Source organism: Allofrancisella frigidaquae (assembly GCF_012222825.1).
Taxonomy (GTDB): Bacteria; Pseudomonadota; Gammaproteobacteria; order Francisellales; family Francisellaceae; genus Francisella; species Francisella frigidaquae.
In genome coordinates this window covers 645,026-664,589 of record NZ_CP038017.1, presented here as the reverse complement: position 1 = coordinate 664,589, position 19,564 = coordinate 645,026, and the positions used below count along the sequence as shown (strand labels likewise).

The window sequence follows — 19,564 nt, the reverse complement described above, 5'->3', positions numbered from 1 at the left end:
ACTATTATTTGATAAAACCTTGTTCGATTTCTTCTAGGGTACGACCATTTGTTTTTGGTACAAACTTAAATGCTATAAAGCTATATACTAGAGTACATACTCCACATATGCCTAAAATCACACCATAATTTCCATTAAAATGCTGAGTAACAGGCATTACAGCAGAAGCCAAAATTGCAGAAGCCATGCTATTTAAAAACAACGCCATAGCTAAACCTTTACTTCTAATGTTTGTAGGTAAAAGCTCTGACATGATAACCCATATATAAGCTCCTGGACCAATAGCAAAGAAGAATATATATAATATAAAACCGATAAGTAAAGCCACTCCTTTAGCTGAAGTATCAGGCATAACATACATTAAAACAGCTAAAGTAAGTAAAACTATAGAAACCATCAAAGTTCCAAAAGTAATTACAAATTTCCTCTCGATCTTATCAGCTATAAGAACAGCTATAATAGTTGTAACAAAGTTAAGACCTGTTATAGCAACCCCACCAACAACAGCAGCATAAACAGAGCCCAAACCAGTTTCTTTTAGCATAGTTGGTGCATATTGTAAGATACTGTTTATCCCAGTCATCTGAGCTAAGATAGCAACTGAAAACACAATAAGCATCGGCATTAAATAATGTTTTTTTGTAAGACTTGATAGCAGACTACCTTCATTTTTGGTTTTCTCAATTAGAGTTTTAACCTCTTGCATTTGTCGTTTTGCTGCATCTACACCTATAGTTTCAGTAAGGATCTTTTCTGCTTCCTGTTCTCTATTTTTCATAATTAGCCATCTAGGAGACTTAATTAGAAAAAATCCGCCTATAAACACAATCAGACCAGGAACCAAAGCTGTAAGAAACATATTTCTCCAATCACCGATTTCTAGACCTGTAGTAGGATCTTTTGATATGAAGAATAAACTTATTGCTACAGACATTAATATCCCAGCAGTCAAAAACAATTGAAAGCATGTAACCGCTAAACCACGGATCATACTAGGCACAGACTCTGTCAGGTATAATGGAACAGTTATAGATATAAAACCAACAGCTATGCCTTGAACTAATCTTGAAAACACAAGAAAATTATAACTTTCAGCAAAATAAATCATAAAAACTGATGCCATAAATAGCAAACCAGATGCTGTAATGATATTTTTTCTTCCAAAGATATCAGCTAATACTCCGCCAATAAGAATCGCAAAAGCTCCGCCAAATAAAACAGAGCCTCCTAAGAACGACTCCTGCGCAGCAGTCATACCCAATTCAGATTTGATAAAAGGTAGAACCCCACCTATTATACCAATATCATATCCATATAGCATACCCCCCATTGCTGAAAAAAATATCAGCATTATGATCTTGAGTCTTGCTTTTTTAGTATTCATAAAATTTCTCCTGATAAGAATTTAAACTGTTTCTGTAACTTTTTTAAGGTTTGTTGGGTTATCTGGATTAAGACCAAGTAAAATAGCTAGATCATTAACCATAATGTAAAATTTTTGCAGTATCACTATTGGTTCAAGTACTGGGTGGGTTTTTAATTCTGCATTTAAACTAACCTTAGCTTGGGTTTCCAATTTAGCCCCAAAGCTAGCAAAAATAGTATTAACTCCTAAGTTTGACATCCTATTTACAATATCAACTGTTCCGGGCGCGCTTTCATCATTCTGTAAGACTGTAAAAGTTGTAAATGTTTGGTTCATAAGAGCAAACGGACCATGTAGCACTTCGGCCCCACTAAAAGCTTCTGCATGAATTCTACAAGTTTCTTTAAATTTTAAAGCCATCTCTTGAGCTATAGGAAATCCAAAACCACGACCAATAACAAACATATTTTTGCTTTTTTTAAAAGTATCAATAGCAGCAGTCCAGTCTAAAGTCAGAGAAGCTTCTAATACTTTAGGTAAGTTTTCTAAGGCTTCAAGTAAGCTTTCTTCTTGAGAATATTCTGCCACTATGTTAACTAAAGCCACTAGTGAGGTAATAACACTTTTTGTTGCAGCAACGGCATTTTCCTCACCAGCCCTGACAGGTAATACTAAATCTGCCACCTTAGCTAATGGAGATTCTTCCTTATTAACAATTGCTAAAGTAGTACAACCTGTTTTTTTACACCCCTGCAAAGCCAACCTCAAATCAGGGCTACCTCCAGATTGCGAGATAGCTACAGCTAAAGTTTCACTATCACCTATATTCTTGCCATAAATAGTAGTTACTGACGGTGACAATGATGAAACACTAAACCCTAATTTTACTTCAAATAGATATTTAGCAAAATTCGCTACGCAATCAGAGCTTCCTCTTGCTATTGTTATTATTCTTTTGATATTCTTAGATTTTAATAATTTAACAATGTCACTTACTATATCTTTATTTAATTCTAGCTGATTAGCTACTTTCTGAAAGCTACTAACAGCCTCTTGATGCATAAGCGTATTTGACATATTACTATTCCAGAAGACTAATTAACTTCATTATAATAATAGATTATATTTTTTTACAACATAAATTTGTATTTAAATATTTTAATAGAAGTTATTAGTTTATACATGTACAATATCCAATCATTTGTAATATTTATAAGTTATATAGAGGTTTAAATAAGATGTTCTTCATTCTAATAGTAGTTTTTTTACTGCTAATTTTTCTACACCTAAAAAGCTATAGTTTTAACTTTAGGACTATATTAGCACTAATCACCGGGACAATTGTAGGTATTTGCTATATTACAGTGGGTTATCATAGTGAAGCCTTCATCCAAACTAGTAACATATTAGGTAATGGCTATATTTCTCTATTAAAAATGCTAATTATCCCTATAGTTTTAACTTCTATAGTACATTCTATAGTTAACCTAAAAAATTATACTGGCTCCTCTATAATTAAGTTTGCTTATAAAACTATAGCTACTTTACTTATCCTAACTGGAGCAAGTGCTGCTATAGGAGCAACGGTTGCTATTCTTATGGACATTGGACACGGGCTAGATATACCTTCAATAGCTGGTAACTTTGCTAAAGAGATAAAAACTTCTACTTTTTCAGAAACTATCTTAAGCTTTTTACCTGATAATCTATTTCATCAAATGGATAATAATAACGTCATGGCTATCGTCATATTTTCCATCTTACTCGGTTTTTCTATGCTTATAGCCCACCGTGAAGATAGCAAACTTGCTAAACCATTTATCGATTTTATAGATTCAGCATTTTTTATAATCAAAAAGCTTGCAAAGATAGTTATCGCAATTACACCTTATGGTGTGCTCGGCCTTATGATCCAAATGAGCATAGAACTTGATAAGAATAGTATATCAACAGTTCTATACTTTATTTTAACCTGCTATATAGCTATGTTTATTGTTTTAGCTATGCATATTGGTCTATTAGTAATATTTAAAACTAACCTGGTTAGGTTCTATAAAAGTATTTGGAAGGCTATGTTAGTAGCAGCTACCTCCAGGTCAAGCATGGGCACACTACCTTTATCAATAGAAGGTTTAAATAAATATGGCACATCTAGTACTATTGCAACATTTGCTCCTACTATGGGGACTACATTAGGAATGAATGCTTGTGCTGGGGTATTCCCTGCTGTATTAGCTATTATGGCTATGAACGCTACTGGAGCTGATATTACATTCTCATGCGTTATAATTATATCTTTTATTTGTATGCTAGCATCTTTAGGTGTATCTGGTATACCAGGTACAGCTTTTGTAGCAGCTGGCGTAGTATTTTCTTACTTCGGCTTACCTTGGCAGCTTATTGCTCTAATTATAGGAGTAGATGCTATTATTGACAGCTTTAGAACCCCATTAAATATTCATGGTTCTATGACTACAGCTATTATTGTTGATAAAACTACAAAGATTAATTAGGCCACATCTAAAAGGTCTTTATAAAATATAATCCTTTAAAGTTTAACTTATAATGCTTCAATAAACATTAATCTTAGATATATTAAGTATAAATATCAACAACTTCTCTCTCATCAAAATATTCTTTAATTCCATTTTTATCTAAATAACACTCATGCCCCTTACCAGCTAATAAGATTACATCATTAAAAGTAGAATTTTTAATGCAATGGTTTATCGCTTTTTCACGTGAATTAATAAAAATATGGTTTTCAGGTTTTAAAAAGCCTTCTTTAATATCACTAAAAATATCTTCTATATTTTCAAAGCGATTATTATCTTCTGTTACAATCACTTTATCAGCAAATTTTTCTGCTATTGTTGCCATTTTAGATCGTTTAGTTTTATCCCTATTACCACCGCAGCCAAATACACACCACAATTTAGCTTTTGAATACTTCCTTAAAGTTTGTAAAACCTTCTCTAGAGCATCTGGAGTATGAGCATAATCTATTATAACTTTAGCATTATTAGCTAACTGTATAATCTCCATACGGCCTTTTACTGGTAAGATTTTAGAAATATTTTCAAGTAAAAAGTTTTTATCAACATTATTAATCAAAGCTCCTATACTTAAAGCCAAATTTATTAGATTAAATTCACCAATCAAAGAAGTTTTAAACTGGCCAGCAAACTCACCTTTAATGTATACGTTAAAACTAGTAAGCATATCTCTTACTTCGCTAACCTGTACATATATATCGGCTTGCTTTGATTTTAAGCTTACAGTTACTACAGGAGCTACAGATAAATTAACTAGCCTTTTACCATACTCATCGTCTATATTTATTACAGCTTTTTTTAGGCTTTTAAACTTAAATAGCTTAGCTTTAGCCTCAAAGTAACTATCCATAGTCTTATGATAATCAAGATGATCATGACTAAGATTACTAAATACTGCGACATCAAAATCTACTCCCTCAATACGCTTTTGATCAAGTGAGTGTGAAGAAACTTCCATTACTAAATTAGCAATATCAACTGTCATTCCGGACTCCGGTCCGGAATCTACATCAGTTTTATCACAATACGTAGTTATTGTTTGATATAAAGACAAAATATCAAGCGTTGTATGTGAGCTTTCTTTTAAATTAGGGTAAATACCATTACCATTTGTACCAAGCAATAGTGACTTTTGTCCAGCTAAATTTAAAAATTGCGCAACGTAATTAGAAATAGAGGTTTTACCATTTGTGCCAGTTATTCCTATTATATTTTGTGGTTTTTTGTAGTTATAAAACCATTTTGCTAAAGTTGGTAATTTATCTTTTAGATTATCCACAAAAAAGACATTTTCTCCATTAGCTAGTTTAGGATTATCAGATAAAACAAGTTTTACACCTTTAGCTAAGACATCCTCAATATATTTATTACCGTCAGTAATTTGACCTTTAAGAGCAATAAATGCTGATTTATTATCACATTTACGACTATCTAAATATAAGGATTGAATTTGAAGATTTTTAGCATCTAAAGCTTTAATCCCAAAAAATTCTAATATTTGATTTTTCATGCTAGAAATTCATCCTCTAACGATTATTTTAACAGGAGAAAACCTCCGTAACTCTTCCATCATCCTCGTGCTTAATACGGGGGTCTATTGACTAATCGCTAATATCTTAATGATACCCGCGTACGCGGGTATAACTCTACTTTTTTATTTAATAATAGTGATAACTATTCCTTAAACGCTGGAAAACCTAGTTTTTCTCTGGCTTGATAATATTTTTTAGCTACTTCTAATGCTAATTTTCTTACTCTTAAAATATAGCCTTGTCTTTCTGTAACAGATATAGCATGGCGGGCATCTAATAAATTAAAAGTATGCGAAGCTTTTAATACAAACTCATATGCCGGAAGAGGTAAATCTTTTTCTACTAATCTGTAACCTTCTTTCTCAAATAGATCAAACTGTTTAAACAGCTCTTCAACATTTGCTTCTTCAAAGTTATAAGTCGACATTTCAACTTCATTTTGGAAAAATACATCACGATAGTATAAAGGTCCATTTTGCGTATTGGCCCAAAGAATATCATACATACTGTCAACATTTTGAATATACATTGCTAAACGCTCAAGACCATAAGTGATCTCACCCATTACAGGTTTACACTCTAAACCACCAACTTGTTGAAAATATGTAAACTGTGTAATCTCCATACCATTTGACCACACTTCCCAACCAAGACCCCAAGCACCTAATGTTGGTGATTCCCAGTTATCTTCAACAAAACGAATATCATTCTCTAATGGGTCTATACCAAGCTCTCTTAATGAACCTAAATAAAGTTCTTGAATATTATCAGGGGATGGTTTCATCACAACTTGATATTGGTAGTAATGTTGTGTACGATTAGGATTATCGCCATAACGACCATCTGTAGGTCTTCTTGATGGTTGTACATATGCTGCTGTCCAAGGCTCTGGACCTATTGCTCTAAGAGTCGTTGCAGGATGAAATGTTCCGGCTCCTACTTCCATGTCTAGCGGTTGAATAATAGCACAACCTTTTGATGCCCAATAATGGTGTAATTTTAAAATAATTTCTTGAAATGCCAGCATATTATATTTATAAAAAGAAAGATTAAATAACTATCGAAAATTTTAACATATTTATTAGGACATAAGAAGAAAGCAAAGGAAACATCTAAAAAATTAATATAACCGAACTTTAAGAAGTTACGCCTTGACTATTTAGATGACCAAACAATATCAAGCTCTTTAGCAGCTTTGACATCATCTAAACGACGAGCTGGTAGATTATATGGAGCTCCTTTTAAATATTCAGGATTTTCTTTAGCAATATCACGAATCTCTACCATTGCTTGGATAAATTTTTCCATACTATCGACATTTTCAGTTTCAGTAGGCTCTATTAGCAGACACTCTGGCACTAATAATGGGAAGTACATGGTAGGAGCATGTACGCCTCTATCTATCAAACATTTAGCAAAATCTGTAGCTGTGACACCATATTTTTGTAGCTCAGGCTTCAAAGTTACAATAAACTCATGTGAAGCCCTTCTTTCTGGATAAGCTATAGTAAAACCTTCCTGTTTTAAACGTGCCATCATATAATTAGCATTTAAAGTAGCTATTTCGGATGCTTGTGTCAGACCATTGCCACCTAAAAGAGCTGCATAAATATACGCCCTAATTAATACGCCAATATTACCATTAAACGCAGATAATCTGCCAATAGTATTTGGCACATCTTTTTCTTCTAACCATACAAATTTATCGTCTTTTTTACCAACCATTGGTATTGGTAAAAACTCTTTTAGCTTATCATTCACAGCTACTGGACCAGCACCTGGACCGCCACCACCATGAGGAGTAGCAAACGTTTTGTGTAAATTCATATGTAAAACATCAAAACCCATATCTCCAGGACGAGTTTTACCCATGATAGCATTTAAGTTTGCTCCATCATAGTACAATAGACCGCCTGCTTCATGCACCTTCTTAGCAATAGTTGCTATGCTTCTTTCAAACACACCTACTGTAGAGGGGTTTGTTAGCATAATACCAGCTGTTTTAGGTCCTAGAACTTTTTCTAAAGCTCCAAGATCAATATCACCGCACCTTTTAGTAGGAATTTCAATAACTTTTAGACCACAAACTTTTGCAGTAGCTGGATTTGTACCATGAGCAGCATCTGGCACGATGATTTCATCCCTTTCACAATCTCCACGCTTTTGATGATATGCCTTTATCATAGCAACACCAGCAAACTCACCTTGAGCACCAGCCATAGGAGTCAATGAAACGCCAGTCATACCAGTTAGTTCTTTAATAACTTCTTGAAGATCATACAAGCACTCTAAAGTTCCTTGTATACTTTGACTATTTGCATATGGATGCCTTTCCAGAAACCCTGCTAAACTAGCATACTTATGAGCTGCGCGAGGATTGTACTTCATGGTACAAGACCCTAATGGATAAAAGTTAGTATCAATACAAAAATTTTTACGTGATAACTGCGTGTAGTGTCTAACAACATCTAGCTCTGCTTGTTCTGGTAATATAGGTTTTTTAGAACGAAGCATATTTACTGGAATATTTGAAACATCACCTTTTTTGCTAGGCATTACAGCTGGTGAGTTTACACCTCTAGTTTTTTCAAAAATAACCATTTCCTAACCTCCTAACCTAGCTAAAACTTTTTTAGCTGTAGTGATATAATCGATAATGTCTTCTTGTGTATGGATTTCAGTAGAGCAAATCATAATAGAGTTTTCTAAATCACTATGGTACTCACCTAAGAAATAACCAGCATCTATACCTTCTTTTTCCATCTCTTTTACAAAATTTTGCGCATTTACAGGTAAATCAACAACCACCTCATTAAAAAATGCTTCGCCAAACCTAACTCTAACACCATCTAGCTTAGAGAGTTCATTAGCTAGGTTTGTAGTATTTTCGTGTGATACACTAGCTACACGCTGTAAACCTTCAGCTCCAAGTAAACTCATATAAATAGTTGCTGCTGTTACCATTAAACCCTGATTGGTACATATATTTGAAGTAGCTTTCGCACGACGAATATGTTGCTCTCTAGCTTGTAAAGTTAGACAAAAACCTTCCTTACCATCTAGATCAACAGTTCTACCAACTATACGTCCTGGCATTTGGCGTACATAATCCATTTTACAAGTCATAAAACCAAAATACGGCCCACCAGAAGCTAAAGGCACGCCCATAGGTTGACCTTCCCCACAAACAATATCAGCACCATTTTCACCCCAGTCAGAGGGTGATTTCAAAATTGCTAAAGACATAGGATTAGTAACAGCAACAACCAAAGCACCCTGGTTATGAGCCCAATTAGTCAAATTATCAACATCAGCAATTTGGCCTAAGAAATTAGGGCTTTGAATTACTACAGCAGCATAGCTTTGACCTTGACACTTTTCTAAACTACTTATGTTTGTTTTTCCATTTCTTGAGTCTAGTTCGACTATATCTATCTCTATACCCTGATGCTTAGTAATAGTTTCTAAAACTTTTAAATATGTAGGGTGTAGCGCCTCTATAATTAACACTTTTTGCGACTTAGCTTTTTTATTAGAGCGGATTGCCATTAGCACAGATTCAGCTAAAGCTGTTGCTCCATCATACATAGAGGCATTAGAAACTGCCATGCCTGTAAGCTCTGCCATCATAGTTTGGTATTCATAAATGACCTGTAAGCTACCTTGAGAAGCTTCTGCTTGATATGGCGTATAAGCTGTATAAAATTCTCCTCTACCCACAATATCCCAAATAGCTGATGGGATGTAGTGACTATATGCTCCTGCTCCAATAAAGTTGGTATTTTGATGATTCTTACCTGCTCTTTTTTTCGCAAGGTTAGCTAACTGAATTTCATTTATCCCATCTTTGATCTTTAAAGCTTTTGATCTTAATTGTGATGGGATTTCATCAAATAAATCGTCTATTGAAGAAACTCCAATAGTATCAAGCATTTTTTTAATCTGCTCTGGTTTATGCGGAATAAAAGACATATACCCTCCTATGCCTTTGTATAAACTTTACAAAAGGTTAAAGATTTTTAATTAACTAAAAAAGTTTTGCTATGCTACGACTTAATAGTAGCGTCTTTTTTTTGACTCCCTAACTATTAATCCTACAGCCAAGCCACAGAACAACTTTAGTTACGTATTAATTTAATTTGTATTTTACGAAAAACTAGTCTTCTATGTTTTTTGCATAGTCTTCAGCACTTAACAAGCTAGTCAACTGAGACTTATCAGAAACTTTCATCTTAAATAACCAACCATAATGGTATGGTGTTTGGTTAACTTGTGAAGGATCATCAACTAAAGCTTCATTTACTTCTATAACTTCACCATCTACAGGTGCGTATACATCTGAAGCTGCTTTTACTGACTCAACTACACAAGTATCATCACCAGCTGCAAACTCCTCACCAACTTCAGGTAACTCCACATATACTAAATCACCTAATAAAGATTGGGCATGTTCTGTAATACCTACAGTTATCTCATCACTATCTACTTTTATCCATTCATGAGTTTTTGTATATTTCAAGTTATTAGGAATATTCGACATTTTATAACCTCCATACTTATAAATCAGTTAAATTTTAAAATTTATATTAATGACTTCCCGTTTTTAACAAACCTAGGCTTAACTACTTCAACCTCTAATAACTTTCCTCTGATATTAACTTTTGGGTTACCACCATCTTTAGGGATATATGCTAAAGCAATAGCAATTTTTAAAGTCGGTGAAAAACTACCACTTGTTATGTAACCACTTTTACCATTATCAAATACTATTTCTTGGGCTGCTCTAAGAACTCCTTTTGATCTTAATATTATACCAACCCACTTAATATCTATACCTTTAGCTTTTGTAGCTAAAAAAGCTTTTTTACCTATAAAATCTCGTGACTCATCAGATAAATCCACACTCCAACTCAAGCCTCTTTCTAGTGGAGTTGTATTTATATTCATATCTAAGCCATATAAATGCATACCAGCTTCTAGTCTTAAAGTATCTCTAGCACCTAAACCAGCGGGGCTTGCCCCTAAGCTAATTAATTTATCCCAAAATTCCACAGCGTTTTCAGCTGGTAAAATAATCTCAAAACCATCCTCACCAGTATAACCTGTACGAGCAAACATCCATTTGTCAAATACGCTAAATGTAAATGACTTTAGATCTAATACTTTATCAACAATATCAGTTGATAAAGCTTGTTTTACAACATCAGCTGCTTTTGGTCCTTGGACAGCTACTATTGCTAAATCTTCTTGTGGAGTTATATTAACATCAAAATTTGTAGTATTTTTTATAAACCATGCAACATCTGACTCTCTATTACCTGCATTTACAACTATTCTAAAATGTTCAGAATCTATCTTATAAGTAATTAAATCATCAACTATTCCAGCCTCATGGTTTAACATACACCCATACTGAGCTTGGTTAGATTCTAACTTAGCAACGTCATTTGCAAGTAAATAACGTAAGAAAGCTTCTGCATCTTGTCCTTTTATGTCTACAGCAAGCATATGAGAAACATCAAATAAGCCACAATTCTCACGAACATTATTATGTTCTTGAATTTGTGAACCATAATTAATAGGCATTGACCAGCCTGAAAAATCTACCATCTTAGCATTTGCAGCAAGATGGCACATATATAAAGGAGTCTTAAGCATAAAAGAACCAATGATTTTTTATATTAATAACAACAATATACATTTTTTAAATTTTTTTTATAAGAGTCTAGATAAAAAATATTCTACTCTTCATTAATCACTTTTATATAAAGCTTACCATCTTTAGACCTTTCTGGACCATGTATATCGGTATCAAAACCAGGGAGCATAGATCCAATTTTTTCCAGCATTAATAAGAAATCCAAAATCACCTTCGAATCGGCAGTAATTTTTTCCCCAGGGAATATTACTGGTATCCCGGGTGGATACGGTAATATCATAACTGCAGAGACATGGCCATATAATTCAGCTAGCGGAACTTTCTTAACCTTACCTTTAAGTAATTTCTGAAAAGCTCTATGCGGGTTTATTTGTTGCTCTGGAAGCGCATTAAAAGCTTGGTACATAAGCGTAGGTAAATTAGCTTCATACATATAGTTATGCAACTGTTCACTAATTTCCTTTATTCGTTTATCATCATAAAACTTCGGATCCTCTGCATATAAAGTTGGCAACATCTTTTCTACTAAAGCATTTTCGTCATACATCTGCTTAAACTTATTTAGAACAGATATAAGTCTTACAGATTTTGCTTTTGTTGTACCCAAACTAAATATGAACAGTAAAGAATATGGACCTGTTTTTTCAACTACGATATCATGCTCGTCTAAAAACTTAGCAACAACGTCTGCTGGTATACCCCAATCTTGTACCTCATTGTCTTTTATTCCCGGAGTCAATATAGTTATTTTTAATGGATCAAGTGATAAAAAATCTCCATCTACATCTTTAAATCCATGCCAGCTATCAGTATTCTTTAGTAACCAAGTTTCTTTATTTGAAATATCATCTGGTTGCCAAACGTCAAAAAACCATCCTTGGGCTTCGGATTTTAATTTGACTAATTCTTTTCTAAAATCCATAGCTAAATTAATAGTTTTATCTATCAAATTATATCCTTGTTCACCATCCATCATAGCTGCTGCTGTTTCAGTACTTGCAACTATTGGATAAAACGGTGAGGTTGATGTATGCATCATAAAAGCTTCATTAAGTACTTCTTCACTATAATCTCCTTTTATATGTAACATCGAGGACTGACTAAATGCTGCTAGTAGCTTATGTGTTGAGTGTGTTTCAAAAACAACATGCTCAGGCTTAGGGACAATTTGCATAGCTGATTTATGCTTATATATAGGATGAAAGATAGCATACGGTATCCATGCACCATCAAAATGTAACTTTTTGATATCTAGTTCATTATGAATTGTATCTGTGTTATATAAGATACCATCATAGGTTGAGTTTGTTATAACCGCATATTCTGGCCATTTATCAGCAATCTTACTTTCCTGTATTTTTTGCTGTATAGCTTCTTTTCTAAACTCTTTTCTTGGAATACCTCCAATAATTCCATAAGCATTTCTAGTTGGCTTTAGATACACAGGGTTTACATCTACCATCATCATAAGGTGAGTTACAGATTTGTGACAATTTCTGTCAACTAAAATAGTATCACCATCAGTAACACTATACATACCAACAATTTTATTTGCAGTTGAAGTACCATTTGTGACTATTAAAGACCTGTCTGATTTAAAAACCTTTGATATATATTCTTCCGCATCTTTATGCGCATCAGAATGATCAAGCAAGCTTCCAAGTTCTTTTACAGAAATTGAAAGATCTGTTTTAAATATATTCTCACCAAAAAAATCATAAAATAGTGCCCCTACTGCTGATCTTTGAAAACCATAGCCGCCTTGATGCCCTGGCGTACAAAAAGAAGAGTTAAAAGATTTAGAATACTTAAACAGCTCATATGTAAATGGCGGTAAAATATCATTAAAATAATTAATTATAGTTTTGTTGATAAAATCTGCATCTTCCCCAGCTAAAGCATCATATTGTAAGAAATTAATATTCAAGTTAAAATCTTTTAGATTAAGCTTGATACTATTGTTATAGTCAGAAACCACGAATATAGGCAACTTTGTATTTAAATGTGCTATGTCATGAAAAGCATCAATATTAAAACTTGCTCTATCTAAAACTATCGAGCATATTCTAGAATTTTCCTCAAGGATATCGACAACCTCATCCATGTCATCAACTGCTAAAGTATAATACTTATAAGCCTGGAGATCCTTTTTTATTTTTAAAAGGAAACTTTCTTTATATGATTTTAAATTGTTTTTATAGACAAAGACTATTGTTTTCATACTCTAACCTTAACACCGAACTTTAAATTATTTTATACTATGCACTATACCAAAAAACTATTAACAATAAAGGTTTATTAGCGATATCAACTTAAAATATGACAATCTTAAAATTTCATTACAGTTATTACTAAAAAGTTTTTTTCATATTTTTTCACGTAGTTAGAAAAATATAATTTTAGTTTGCAAGAGTCCCTTCATTACTCTAAACTAACATTGGTAGTTTAAAAATCTTTTTGTGCAAATTCTACTAGTTTGAAATAGATTACCAGTTATATTACAATTCACATAACTTATATAAATAGGAAGAGATTATGAGAATACTTTCTGTTCAAGATATGTCTAGCATCGTTACTAAACATGGGTTTGATAACTTTGTAAATGATTTAGTAAAGTATCTTAAAGAAGATTTTCTAAGGTGGAATGAATTTGACAAATCACCACGCTATGCTGCTCACGTTCCAGGTGGTGTAATAGAGCTTATGCCTACAGCTAATAAAAAACTATTTACTTATAAATATGTAAATGGCCATCCTAAAAACCCAGAGTCAGGCAAACAAACAGTAATCGCTACTGGTCAGCTTAGCGAGGTTAAACATGGCTACCCACTGCTAATTTCTGAAATGACATTACTTACAGCTTTAAGAACAGCTGCAGCTACAATTTTAGCTACTGATTACTTAGCCCGTAAAAATAGTAAAACAATAGCTTTAATTGGTACCGGAGCTCAAAGTGAGTTTCAAACTTTAGCTCATAAACTAATTCGTCCTATAAAAACAGTTAGATACTTTGATACAGATCCAAAAGCTATGAAAAAGTACGCTAATAATATGAAAGGTGCGGGACTTGAGTTAATAGCTTGTGATAGTGCAAAACAAGCCTGTGAAGGTGCTGATATTATAGTCGTTTGTACTGCTTGTAAATTACATGCTACTGTTATAGAAAATGACTGGATTAAAAAAGGTGTTCATATAAATGGTTTAGGCGGTGATTGTCCGGGTAAAACTGAGCTTGATAAAAATATTTTGTTTAGAGGTAAGGTTGTTGTTGAATATACACAACAATCTATGATCGAGGGAGAAATTCAAAATCTAACTCAACAAGAAATTGATCAAGTTTTACATGCAGAAGTCTGGGAAATCGTTACTGGAGCTAAAAAAGGTAGAGAAAGTGATGATGAAATAACGATATACGATTCTGTAGGCTTCGCGATCGAGGATTTTTCAGTATTACGCTTGGCTTTAGATTTAGCAGAAAAATATGATATTGGTAGCCAAATGGATATGGTTCCACCTATTAAAGATCCTAAAAATTTATATTCTATTATTTAACAAAGGCTCCAAGCATATGCCTCAGATTGTACTTGTGAATGGCTATTTAAGTTACTTAACTTTTTTTTAAAATTATACCTCCACCAGTCGCAGTATTATTAGTTACTAGTATATTTCCAAAGACTGATTAAATGGACTCTCTTGCTGGAGCAGTGATGCTTCAAAGAGCAAGTTGTTATACTTAAATTAACAAACCTAAACAGTCCACAGCCTATAATGAATATTACAATATTAGCTATAGATATTGCAAAAAATATTTTCCAATTACACGGCAACGATAAGTTTGGTAAATGTGTTTATAAAAGACGCATAAAAAGAGATAGTTTGCTTCAAACAATCGCTAATATCCCAAAATGCACAATTGTTATGGACAACATTTACTATATTTAATTAAATTTAACTCCCCACGAGCTAAAAATATTAAGCCTAGTTATTGTTATTGCTTACATAACAATTAACTCCCCACTGATGCAGCGCCTCACTCAAAATAAATCCATTATACGCTGATGCTCCGGAAGAAGAAGAGTTTGAAAAACCAGCGCCATTTGAAGCATACAACACTGAAGTATACCCAGTTGGAGTACGAACCGGCTGTAGACCCTGATTATTAGTTGTAGATGATCCAACCGCTAAAGTTGCAGCAGCTCCAGCCATCTCATAACCGTCTTTACATGTAAAAATCAAGCTATCACCACTAGCTGTGATACTAGCTATGCCACCTGGCAACCCTGCTGTATTGTTGTAGTAATTAGCAACAGCTTGCGCTGTAGTTCCTGTATCAGGGTAGACAGTATATGTAGCTTGCGTATAAGCTGGCGCTAGGCCTGAATTAATAGTGATAGGGGCAGTCACAGGAGCGATAGTTGCAGATGGTGGTGTTGCCACTAACGTTACAGTATATACTGTATCATAACTACCAAAAGTAACTTGCGTCTGGGATGTTGTAGTATCTGTGAATGTAGCACTTGGGCTTGAACTCCAACTTAACGTCCACTGATCGGTTATACCCGTATTCTGTAAATTTGCTGTTAAATCATAAGTTAACGTAGTGCCATAAGCTTTTTCAGATTGTATAGATGGTACTGTAGCTGATGCTGTTTTTACAGTTGTTGTAGCTTGTCTTGTATAACTGCCTTTAGTAGCTATATATTCAACAGTATAGGCGGTTGAAGTTAAAGGGGGACTTTCCAAATAAATGTGTAAATTCTTAATTAACCTGCTAGATTATTTCTAGCGAAATATTAAGGATAGAAACAATGTCTAAGAATAAGAAGTCAGAAGATATTTACACAGCTATTGCAGATCAAATAATAGATTCAGGTGTTGATATTAATCAAATGTTTGAGAAAGATGGTTTGCTAAAGCAACTAACAAAACGATTATTAGAAAAAGCACTAGATGCAGAAATGAATAGTCATCTTGGTTATTCAAAACACCAAAGGACTAATTCATCAAATGCTAGGAATGGCTATAGTAACAAGACATTAGCTACAGACACAGGTAATTTGGAAATATCAGTTCCACGAGATAGAGATAGTGACTTTGAACCTCAAATAGTTCCCAAAAGAGTCACCAAGATAAACGGCTTAGACCAAAAAATTATATCTTTGTATGCTAAAGGTATGAGTACTACAGATATCCAACAACAGTTATTTGAGTTATATGATACAAAGATAAGTACAAGCTTTATAAGTGATGTTACAGAAGCTATTATTGATGATGTTAAAGCATGGCAAAATAGACCTTTAGAGTCAGTTTATCCAATAGTGTTTTTTGACTGTATAGTCGTTAAAGTTAGAGAAGACAAGCATATTATTAATAAAGCTGTGTATGTGGCTCTTGGCATATCGTTAACTGGTCATAAGGATGTATTAGGTCTTTGGATCAGTCAAAATGAAGGTGCTAAATATTGGCTTAGTGTTTTTACTGAATTAAAGAATAGAGGCTTACAGGATATATTTATAGCATGTACTGATAATTTAAAAGGCATGTCTGATGCTATACAAGCTATATACCCTGAGACAAAGCATCAGCTTTGTATCGTTCATCAAATTCGTAATAGTCTTAAGTATGTGCCATATAAAGACAAGAAAGAGGTAGCTAGAGAGTTAAAGAAAATATATGATGCTGATACCATTGCAATAGCTCAATCTGAGCTTGATAACTTTGCAAATAAATATGATACTAAATATCCTTTAATTTCAAAGTCATGGATAAATAATTGGGATAATTTAACTGTATTCTTGCAATATCCTCCAAAAATTCGTAAAGTTATTTACACTACTAATGCGATTGAATCGCTTAATAGCCAGTTTAGGAAAGTCATTAAGAATAAAAAGCTATTTCCTAAAGATGACTCTGTTTTCAAATCTTTGTACTTGGCTATAGATTATTTGACTAAAAAATGGTCTATGCCTGTTAAATATTGGAATGAGGCTATGCCTTATTTCGCTATCGAGTTTGAGCATAGAATTCAGAGATTCATGTAAGTGAATTTACACAGTTAAGTGGAAAGGCTCGTTAAAGGAAATGTATACGTTAGAGTATTTGCAGTCTCTCCTGCTACCACATTTCCATCTATCAACCATTGTTTGACCCAACTATTATCTACAACTGTTCCACTAAGGTCCGCTACTATTGTCCATTTTAATGGATCACTACCCACTTGTTCGCTTGATAGCACTGGCTGGCCAGCCGTACCTGTTGTTATATTTTCTGTCGCTGTAGCTATCACCACATCATCTACTGATACTTCCAAAGTTACAGTGTATTTAACTCCTTCTTGGGGAAATAAATATTCTACTTCTTGTCCTGTTCCTACTTGCGTACCATTTACTTTCCATGTAAAAGTAGCATCTCCTGAGATTCCTGTATCTTCGATATCTACCGTAAATCTATAAAATAATCCGATTATTTCTTCAGATGTTATTTTGGGATCACCCATTTCCACAGAAAAGCTTTTCGATAAATTTATCTCTTGTGTGCTACCATTTGAATTAACTATAATCCCTGATACACTTATTTCCTTTAGGCCTAAAGAATCAAACACATAACCCGTTGGATTAGATGTATCCGTACACGTTTGATTTGCACATTCTATTAAGTTATGATTAGAAAGCTGTGTATTTGTAGCATATTGTCCATCATTTATAACCCATACTATGTTATCTTTGGAATTCTGTGATGGCTCTTCTTTTATTATATGGTCTATAGTTTTGCCTAGAACAGTTGTATATCTGATTAGATCAATATTATCTACCGCAATGCTACACACCTCCCCTCTACAGTCTGTAACTATATCATACTTATTTACATTTTCTGACGAGCCACAGCCACTTAAGAATATTGCCGATAATAATACCACACTACCATTTAATAATACTTTTTTCAAAATTTTTAAAAAATAGAAACTTATCATTAAATTAACTCCAAAACACTAAAATAATTAATTAATATATCAATAATATTAATTAATGTAAATATAAAATATAATTCTTGTTATATATAAATCATTTTTTATTGTTTACATAACTAAACAAATATATTTTGAAGTATATTTTATGTATATAAGGACTTATTTGTGGTAAATTTAAATAATCGAGTATAAGAATCAATTGGCAAGGCAAGGCAAGATGACTTTTGTTAAGCACATATTTTTAGTGCTTTTATAGTCACCTCTAAAACACTAGGTATTAACCCCACCTAAAGACTATATTGATTTAATCACAGAAATTCACATAACTGGGCGTGTTGAAATCTAATACTGCCAAGTCAAAGTTTTGTTAAAATATGTACAGTAAAAGTTATTTGAAATTTATTTATGAATCAAATAGAAATGATAAGTCTTAATGATTTAATACCGAGAAATCATACCTACCGTAAGTTTGTATCAATTTGGAACTTTAAAAATGTTGCTAAGAAATTAAGAAATTTGAAAAAGATAACCCTTACAAAGTTTATGGAATACTACGTTTATTTAAATGTTTGCTGTTACAGTTTATGGAAGATCTTAGCGATAGAGAATTAGAGAAATATCTACAAGAAAATACTGCAGCAAAATGGTTTTGTGAATTTGCATTATCAGAAAAAACACCCGATCATAGTGTATTTTGTAAATTGAGAAAGAATATAGGTACACGTTTTATATCAAGATGCAGATGAATCTGACGTATTAGTAACAATCCATCCTCCTTTACCTGGTACTTGTGTTAATTGATTAACTTGAGCATTCCAAGCATATGCCTCAGACCATACTTGTGAATGGCTATTTAAGTTACTTAACTTTTTTTTTAAAATTATACCTCCACCAGTCGTTTGATGAGCTGGGGCATCAACTGAAATAAAGCCCCCATTATCTTTCTCATATTTATAAACTACTAGACTATCAGTATTATTAGTTACTAGTATATTTCCAGATAAAGATCTATTAACTGAAATATCAGCATTTATATTACTACTAGAGTTTAGAAGTTTACTATTATCTTTTTCTGTAACTTCAAATTCTCTAAAGAATTTATTTTTCCCATTTACCTCACTTATAGCAACAATGATTTTTTGATTATTATTACCATCTACCTTTATTTCATTTTTATTATTTTGAAATCCAGTGATGTTAATAGTGTTCTTATTTACATCATTAGCCAATAAAAAACTAAATGAGCTCAATATCATTGTAGATATTACTAAAATATTTTTTTTCATATTTTATATTACCTCTCTTACTTTATTACTCTAAACTAATAAATATTTGGAAATTTAAAAACTTTTTCAAAATTTATGTTATACAAGTCACTCTACCAATTTTTTCAAGAAATACTGCTAATTTTGACTATATTAGCGAATACTTTCAATTGTCATGTAATACTACAATATATAGTTTCTTTTTTATTCTCAACAAATT

At 33.0% G+C, this 19,564-nt stretch carries 17 protein-coding genes; 5 read left to right on the top strand and 12 right to left on the bottom strand.

Features of this window, described 5'->3' with window-relative positions:
* Positions 1-4 precede the first annotated feature (4 nt).
* Both E3E15_RS03110 and E3E15_RS03105 read right to left on the bottom strand, forming a co-directional pair.
* Entirely contained in the window at positions 5-1,384 is a 1,380-nt protein-coding gene (locus E3E15_RS03110; protein WP_035718789.1) for a sugar porter family MFS transporter, read from the bottom strand.
* 21 nt (positions 1,385-1,405) lie between these two features.
* Positions 1,406-2,443, bottom strand: a complete 1,038-nt coding sequence (locus tag E3E15_RS03105; protein ID WP_172106552.1) for an SIS domain-containing protein — start codon at positions 2,441-2,443, stop codon at positions 1,406-1,408.
* 161 nt (positions 2,444-2,604) lie between these two features.
* Between E3E15_RS03105 and E3E15_RS03100 the strand changes: the two genes are divergently transcribed.
* On the top strand, positions 2,605-3,879 hold the full coding sequence (locus E3E15_RS03100; RefSeq protein WP_172106551.1) for a dicarboxylate/amino acid:cation symporter: 1,275 nt from the start codon (positions 2,605-2,607) through the stop codon (positions 3,877-3,879).
* Positions 3,880-3,961: 82 nt separating this feature from the next.
* Here the strand turns inward: E3E15_RS03100 and E3E15_RS03095 are convergent, their stop codons facing one another.
* The 7 genes from E3E15_RS03095 to ldcC form a co-directional block, all read right to left on the bottom strand.
* A complete protein-coding gene (locus E3E15_RS03095; RefSeq protein WP_172106550.1) occupies positions 3,962-5,431 on the bottom strand; it encodes a UDP-N-acetylmuramoyl-L-alanyl-D-glutamate--2,6-diaminopimelate ligase in 1,470 nt (489 codons plus the stop codon).
* A gap of 164 nt (positions 5,432-5,595) precedes the next feature.
* The gene (gene glyQ, locus E3E15_RS03090) at positions 5,596-6,480 is read right to left on the bottom strand and encodes a glycine--tRNA ligase subunit alpha (RefSeq protein WP_035718782.1); all 885 of its coding nucleotides are present in this window, start codon (positions 6,478-6,480) and stop codon (positions 5,596-5,598) included.
* Positions 6,481-6,608: 128 nt separating this feature from the next.
* Positions 6,609-8,054: an aminomethyl-transferring glycine dehydrogenase subunit GcvPB gene (gene gcvPB, locus E3E15_RS03085; protein WP_172106549.1), complete on the bottom strand. Its 1,446-nt coding sequence runs from the start codon at positions 8,052-8,054 to the stop codon at positions 6,609-6,611.
* Positions 8,055-8,057: 3 nt separating this feature from the next.
* Positions 8,058-9,425 (bottom strand): aminomethyl-transferring glycine dehydrogenase subunit GcvPA, encoded by a 1,368-nt coding sequence (gcvPA, locus tag E3E15_RS03080; protein ID WP_172106548.1) that lies wholly within the window; start codon positions 9,423-9,425, stop codon positions 8,058-8,060.
* A 184-nt stretch (positions 9,426-9,609) separates the two neighbouring features.
* The gene (gcvH, locus tag E3E15_RS03075; RefSeq protein ID WP_172106547.1) at positions 9,610-9,993 is read right to left on the bottom strand and encodes a glycine cleavage system protein GcvH; all 384 of its coding nucleotides are present in this window, start codon (positions 9,991-9,993) and stop codon (positions 9,610-9,612) included.
* 41 nt (positions 9,994-10,034) lie between these two features.
* Positions 10,035-11,111 (bottom strand): glycine cleavage system aminomethyltransferase GcvT, encoded by a 1,077-nt coding sequence (gcvT, locus tag E3E15_RS03070; protein ID WP_172106546.1) that lies wholly within the window; start codon positions 11,109-11,111, stop codon positions 10,035-10,037.
* A gap of 83 nt (positions 11,112-11,194) precedes the next feature.
* On the bottom strand, positions 11,195-13,333 hold the full coding sequence (gene ldcC, locus E3E15_RS03065) for a lysine decarboxylase LdcC (RefSeq protein ID WP_035718774.1): 2,139 nt from the start codon (positions 13,331-13,333) through the stop codon (positions 11,195-11,197).
* 314 nt (positions 13,334-13,647) lie between these two features.
* Between ldcC and E3E15_RS03060 the strand changes: the two genes are divergently transcribed.
* Together E3E15_RS03060 and E3E15_RS03055 are read left to right on the top strand one after the other, a co-directional pair.
* Positions 13,648-14,664, top strand: coding sequence for an ornithine cyclodeaminase (locus tag E3E15_RS03060; RefSeq protein ID WP_172106545.1), 1,017 nt, complete (start codon positions 13,648-13,650; stop codon positions 14,662-14,664).
* A 216-nt stretch (positions 14,665-14,880) separates the two neighbouring features.
* Positions 14,881-15,054 (top strand): hypothetical protein, encoded by a 174-nt coding sequence (locus tag E3E15_RS03055; RefSeq protein WP_172106544.1) that lies wholly within the window; start codon positions 14,881-14,883, stop codon positions 15,052-15,054.
* 36 nt (positions 15,055-15,090) lie between these two features.
* Here E3E15_RS03055 and E3E15_RS03050 read toward each other — a convergent pair whose 3' ends face one another.
* The gene (locus E3E15_RS03050) at positions 15,091-15,855 is read right to left on the bottom strand and encodes a hypothetical protein (RefSeq protein ID WP_172106543.1); all 765 of its coding nucleotides are present in this window, start codon (positions 15,853-15,855) and stop codon (positions 15,091-15,093) included.
* Between the two features lie 65 nt (positions 15,856-15,920).
* Between E3E15_RS03050 and E3E15_RS03045 the strand changes: the two genes are divergently transcribed.
* Positions 15,921-17,153, top strand: coding sequence for an IS256 family transposase (locus tag E3E15_RS03045; protein WP_172106156.1), 1,233 nt, complete (start codon positions 15,921-15,923; stop codon positions 17,151-17,153).
* 14 nt (positions 17,154-17,167) lie between these two features.
* On the opposite strand, the gene E3E15_RS03040 is transcribed toward E3E15_RS03045, so the two are convergent.
* Positions 17,168-18,055: a DUF3281 family protein gene (locus E3E15_RS03040; protein WP_172106542.1), complete on the bottom strand. Its 888-nt coding sequence runs from the start codon at positions 18,053-18,055 to the stop codon at positions 17,168-17,170.
* Positions 18,056-18,663: 608 nt separating this feature from the next.
* Between E3E15_RS03040 and E3E15_RS03035 the strand changes: the two genes are divergently transcribed.
* Entirely contained in the window at positions 18,664-18,825 is a 162-nt protein-coding gene (locus tag E3E15_RS03035) for a transposase (protein ID WP_172106541.1), read from the top strand.
* On the opposite strand, the gene E3E15_RS03030 is transcribed toward E3E15_RS03035, so the two are convergent.
* Positions 18,811-19,365 (bottom strand): hypothetical protein, encoded by a 555-nt coding sequence (locus E3E15_RS03030; protein ID WP_172106540.1) that lies wholly within the window; start codon positions 19,363-19,365, stop codon positions 18,811-18,813. The two genes, E3E15_RS03035 and E3E15_RS03030, sit on opposite strands and share 15 nt — an antisense overlap.
* Positions 19,366-19,564 lie beyond the last annotated feature (199 nt).

What these genes read in the sequence shown, in the direction of transcription:
- E3E15_RS03110 (WP_035718789.1), bottom strand. Translation starts at nt 1,384, where the DNA reads ATGAATACTAAAAAAGCAAGACTCAAGATCATAATGCTGATATTTTTT.
- E3E15_RS03105 (WP_172106552.1), bottom strand. Translation starts at nt 2,443, where the DNA reads ATGTCAAATACGCTTATGCATCAAGAGGCTGTTAGTAGCTTTCAGAAA.
- E3E15_RS03100 (WP_172106551.1), top strand. Translation starts at nt 2,605, where the DNA reads ATGTTCTTCATTCTAATAGTAGTTTTTTTACTGCTAATTTTTCTACAC.
- E3E15_RS03095 (WP_172106550.1), bottom strand. Translation starts at nt 5,431, where the DNA reads ATGAAAAATCAAATATTAGAATTTTTTGGGATTAAAGCTTTAGATGCT.
- glyQ (WP_035718782.1), bottom strand. Translation starts at nt 6,480, where the DNA reads ATGCTGGCATTTCAAGAAATTATTTTAAAATTACACCATTATTGGGCA.
- gcvPB (WP_172106549.1), bottom strand. Translation starts at nt 8,054, where the DNA reads ATGGTTATTTTTGAAAAAACTAGAGGTGTAAACTCACCAGCTGTAATG.
- gcvPA (WP_172106548.1), bottom strand. Translation starts at nt 9,425, where the DNA reads ATGTCTTTTATTCCGCATAAACCAGAGCAGATTAAAAAAATGCTTGAT.
- gcvH (WP_172106547.1), bottom strand. Translation starts at nt 9,993, where the DNA reads ATGTCGAATATTCCTAATAACTTGAAATATACAAAAACTCATGAATGG.
- gcvT (WP_172106546.1), bottom strand. Translation starts at nt 11,111, where the DNA reads ATGCTTAAGACTCCTTTATATATGTGCCATCTTGCTGCAAATGCTAAG.
- ldcC (WP_035718774.1), bottom strand. Translation starts at nt 13,333, where the DNA reads ATGAAAACAATAGTCTTTGTCTATAAAAACAATTTAAAATCATATAAA.
- E3E15_RS03060 (WP_172106545.1), top strand. Translation starts at nt 13,648, where the DNA reads ATGAGAATACTTTCTGTTCAAGATATGTCTAGCATCGTTACTAAACAT.
- E3E15_RS03055 (WP_172106544.1), top strand. Translation starts at nt 14,881, where the DNA reads ATGAATATTACAATATTAGCTATAGATATTGCAAAAAATATTTTCCAA.
- E3E15_RS03045 (WP_172106156.1), top strand. Translation starts at nt 15,921, where the DNA reads ATGTCTAAGAATAAGAAGTCAGAAGATATTTACACAGCTATTGCAGAT.
- E3E15_RS03035 (WP_172106541.1), top strand. Translation starts at nt 18,664, where the DNA reads ATGGAAGATCTTAGCGATAGAGAATTAGAGAAATATCTACAAGAAAAT.
- E3E15_RS03030 (WP_172106540.1), bottom strand. Translation starts at nt 19,365, where the DNA reads ATGAAAAAAAATATTTTAGTAATATCTACAATGATATTGAGCTCATTT.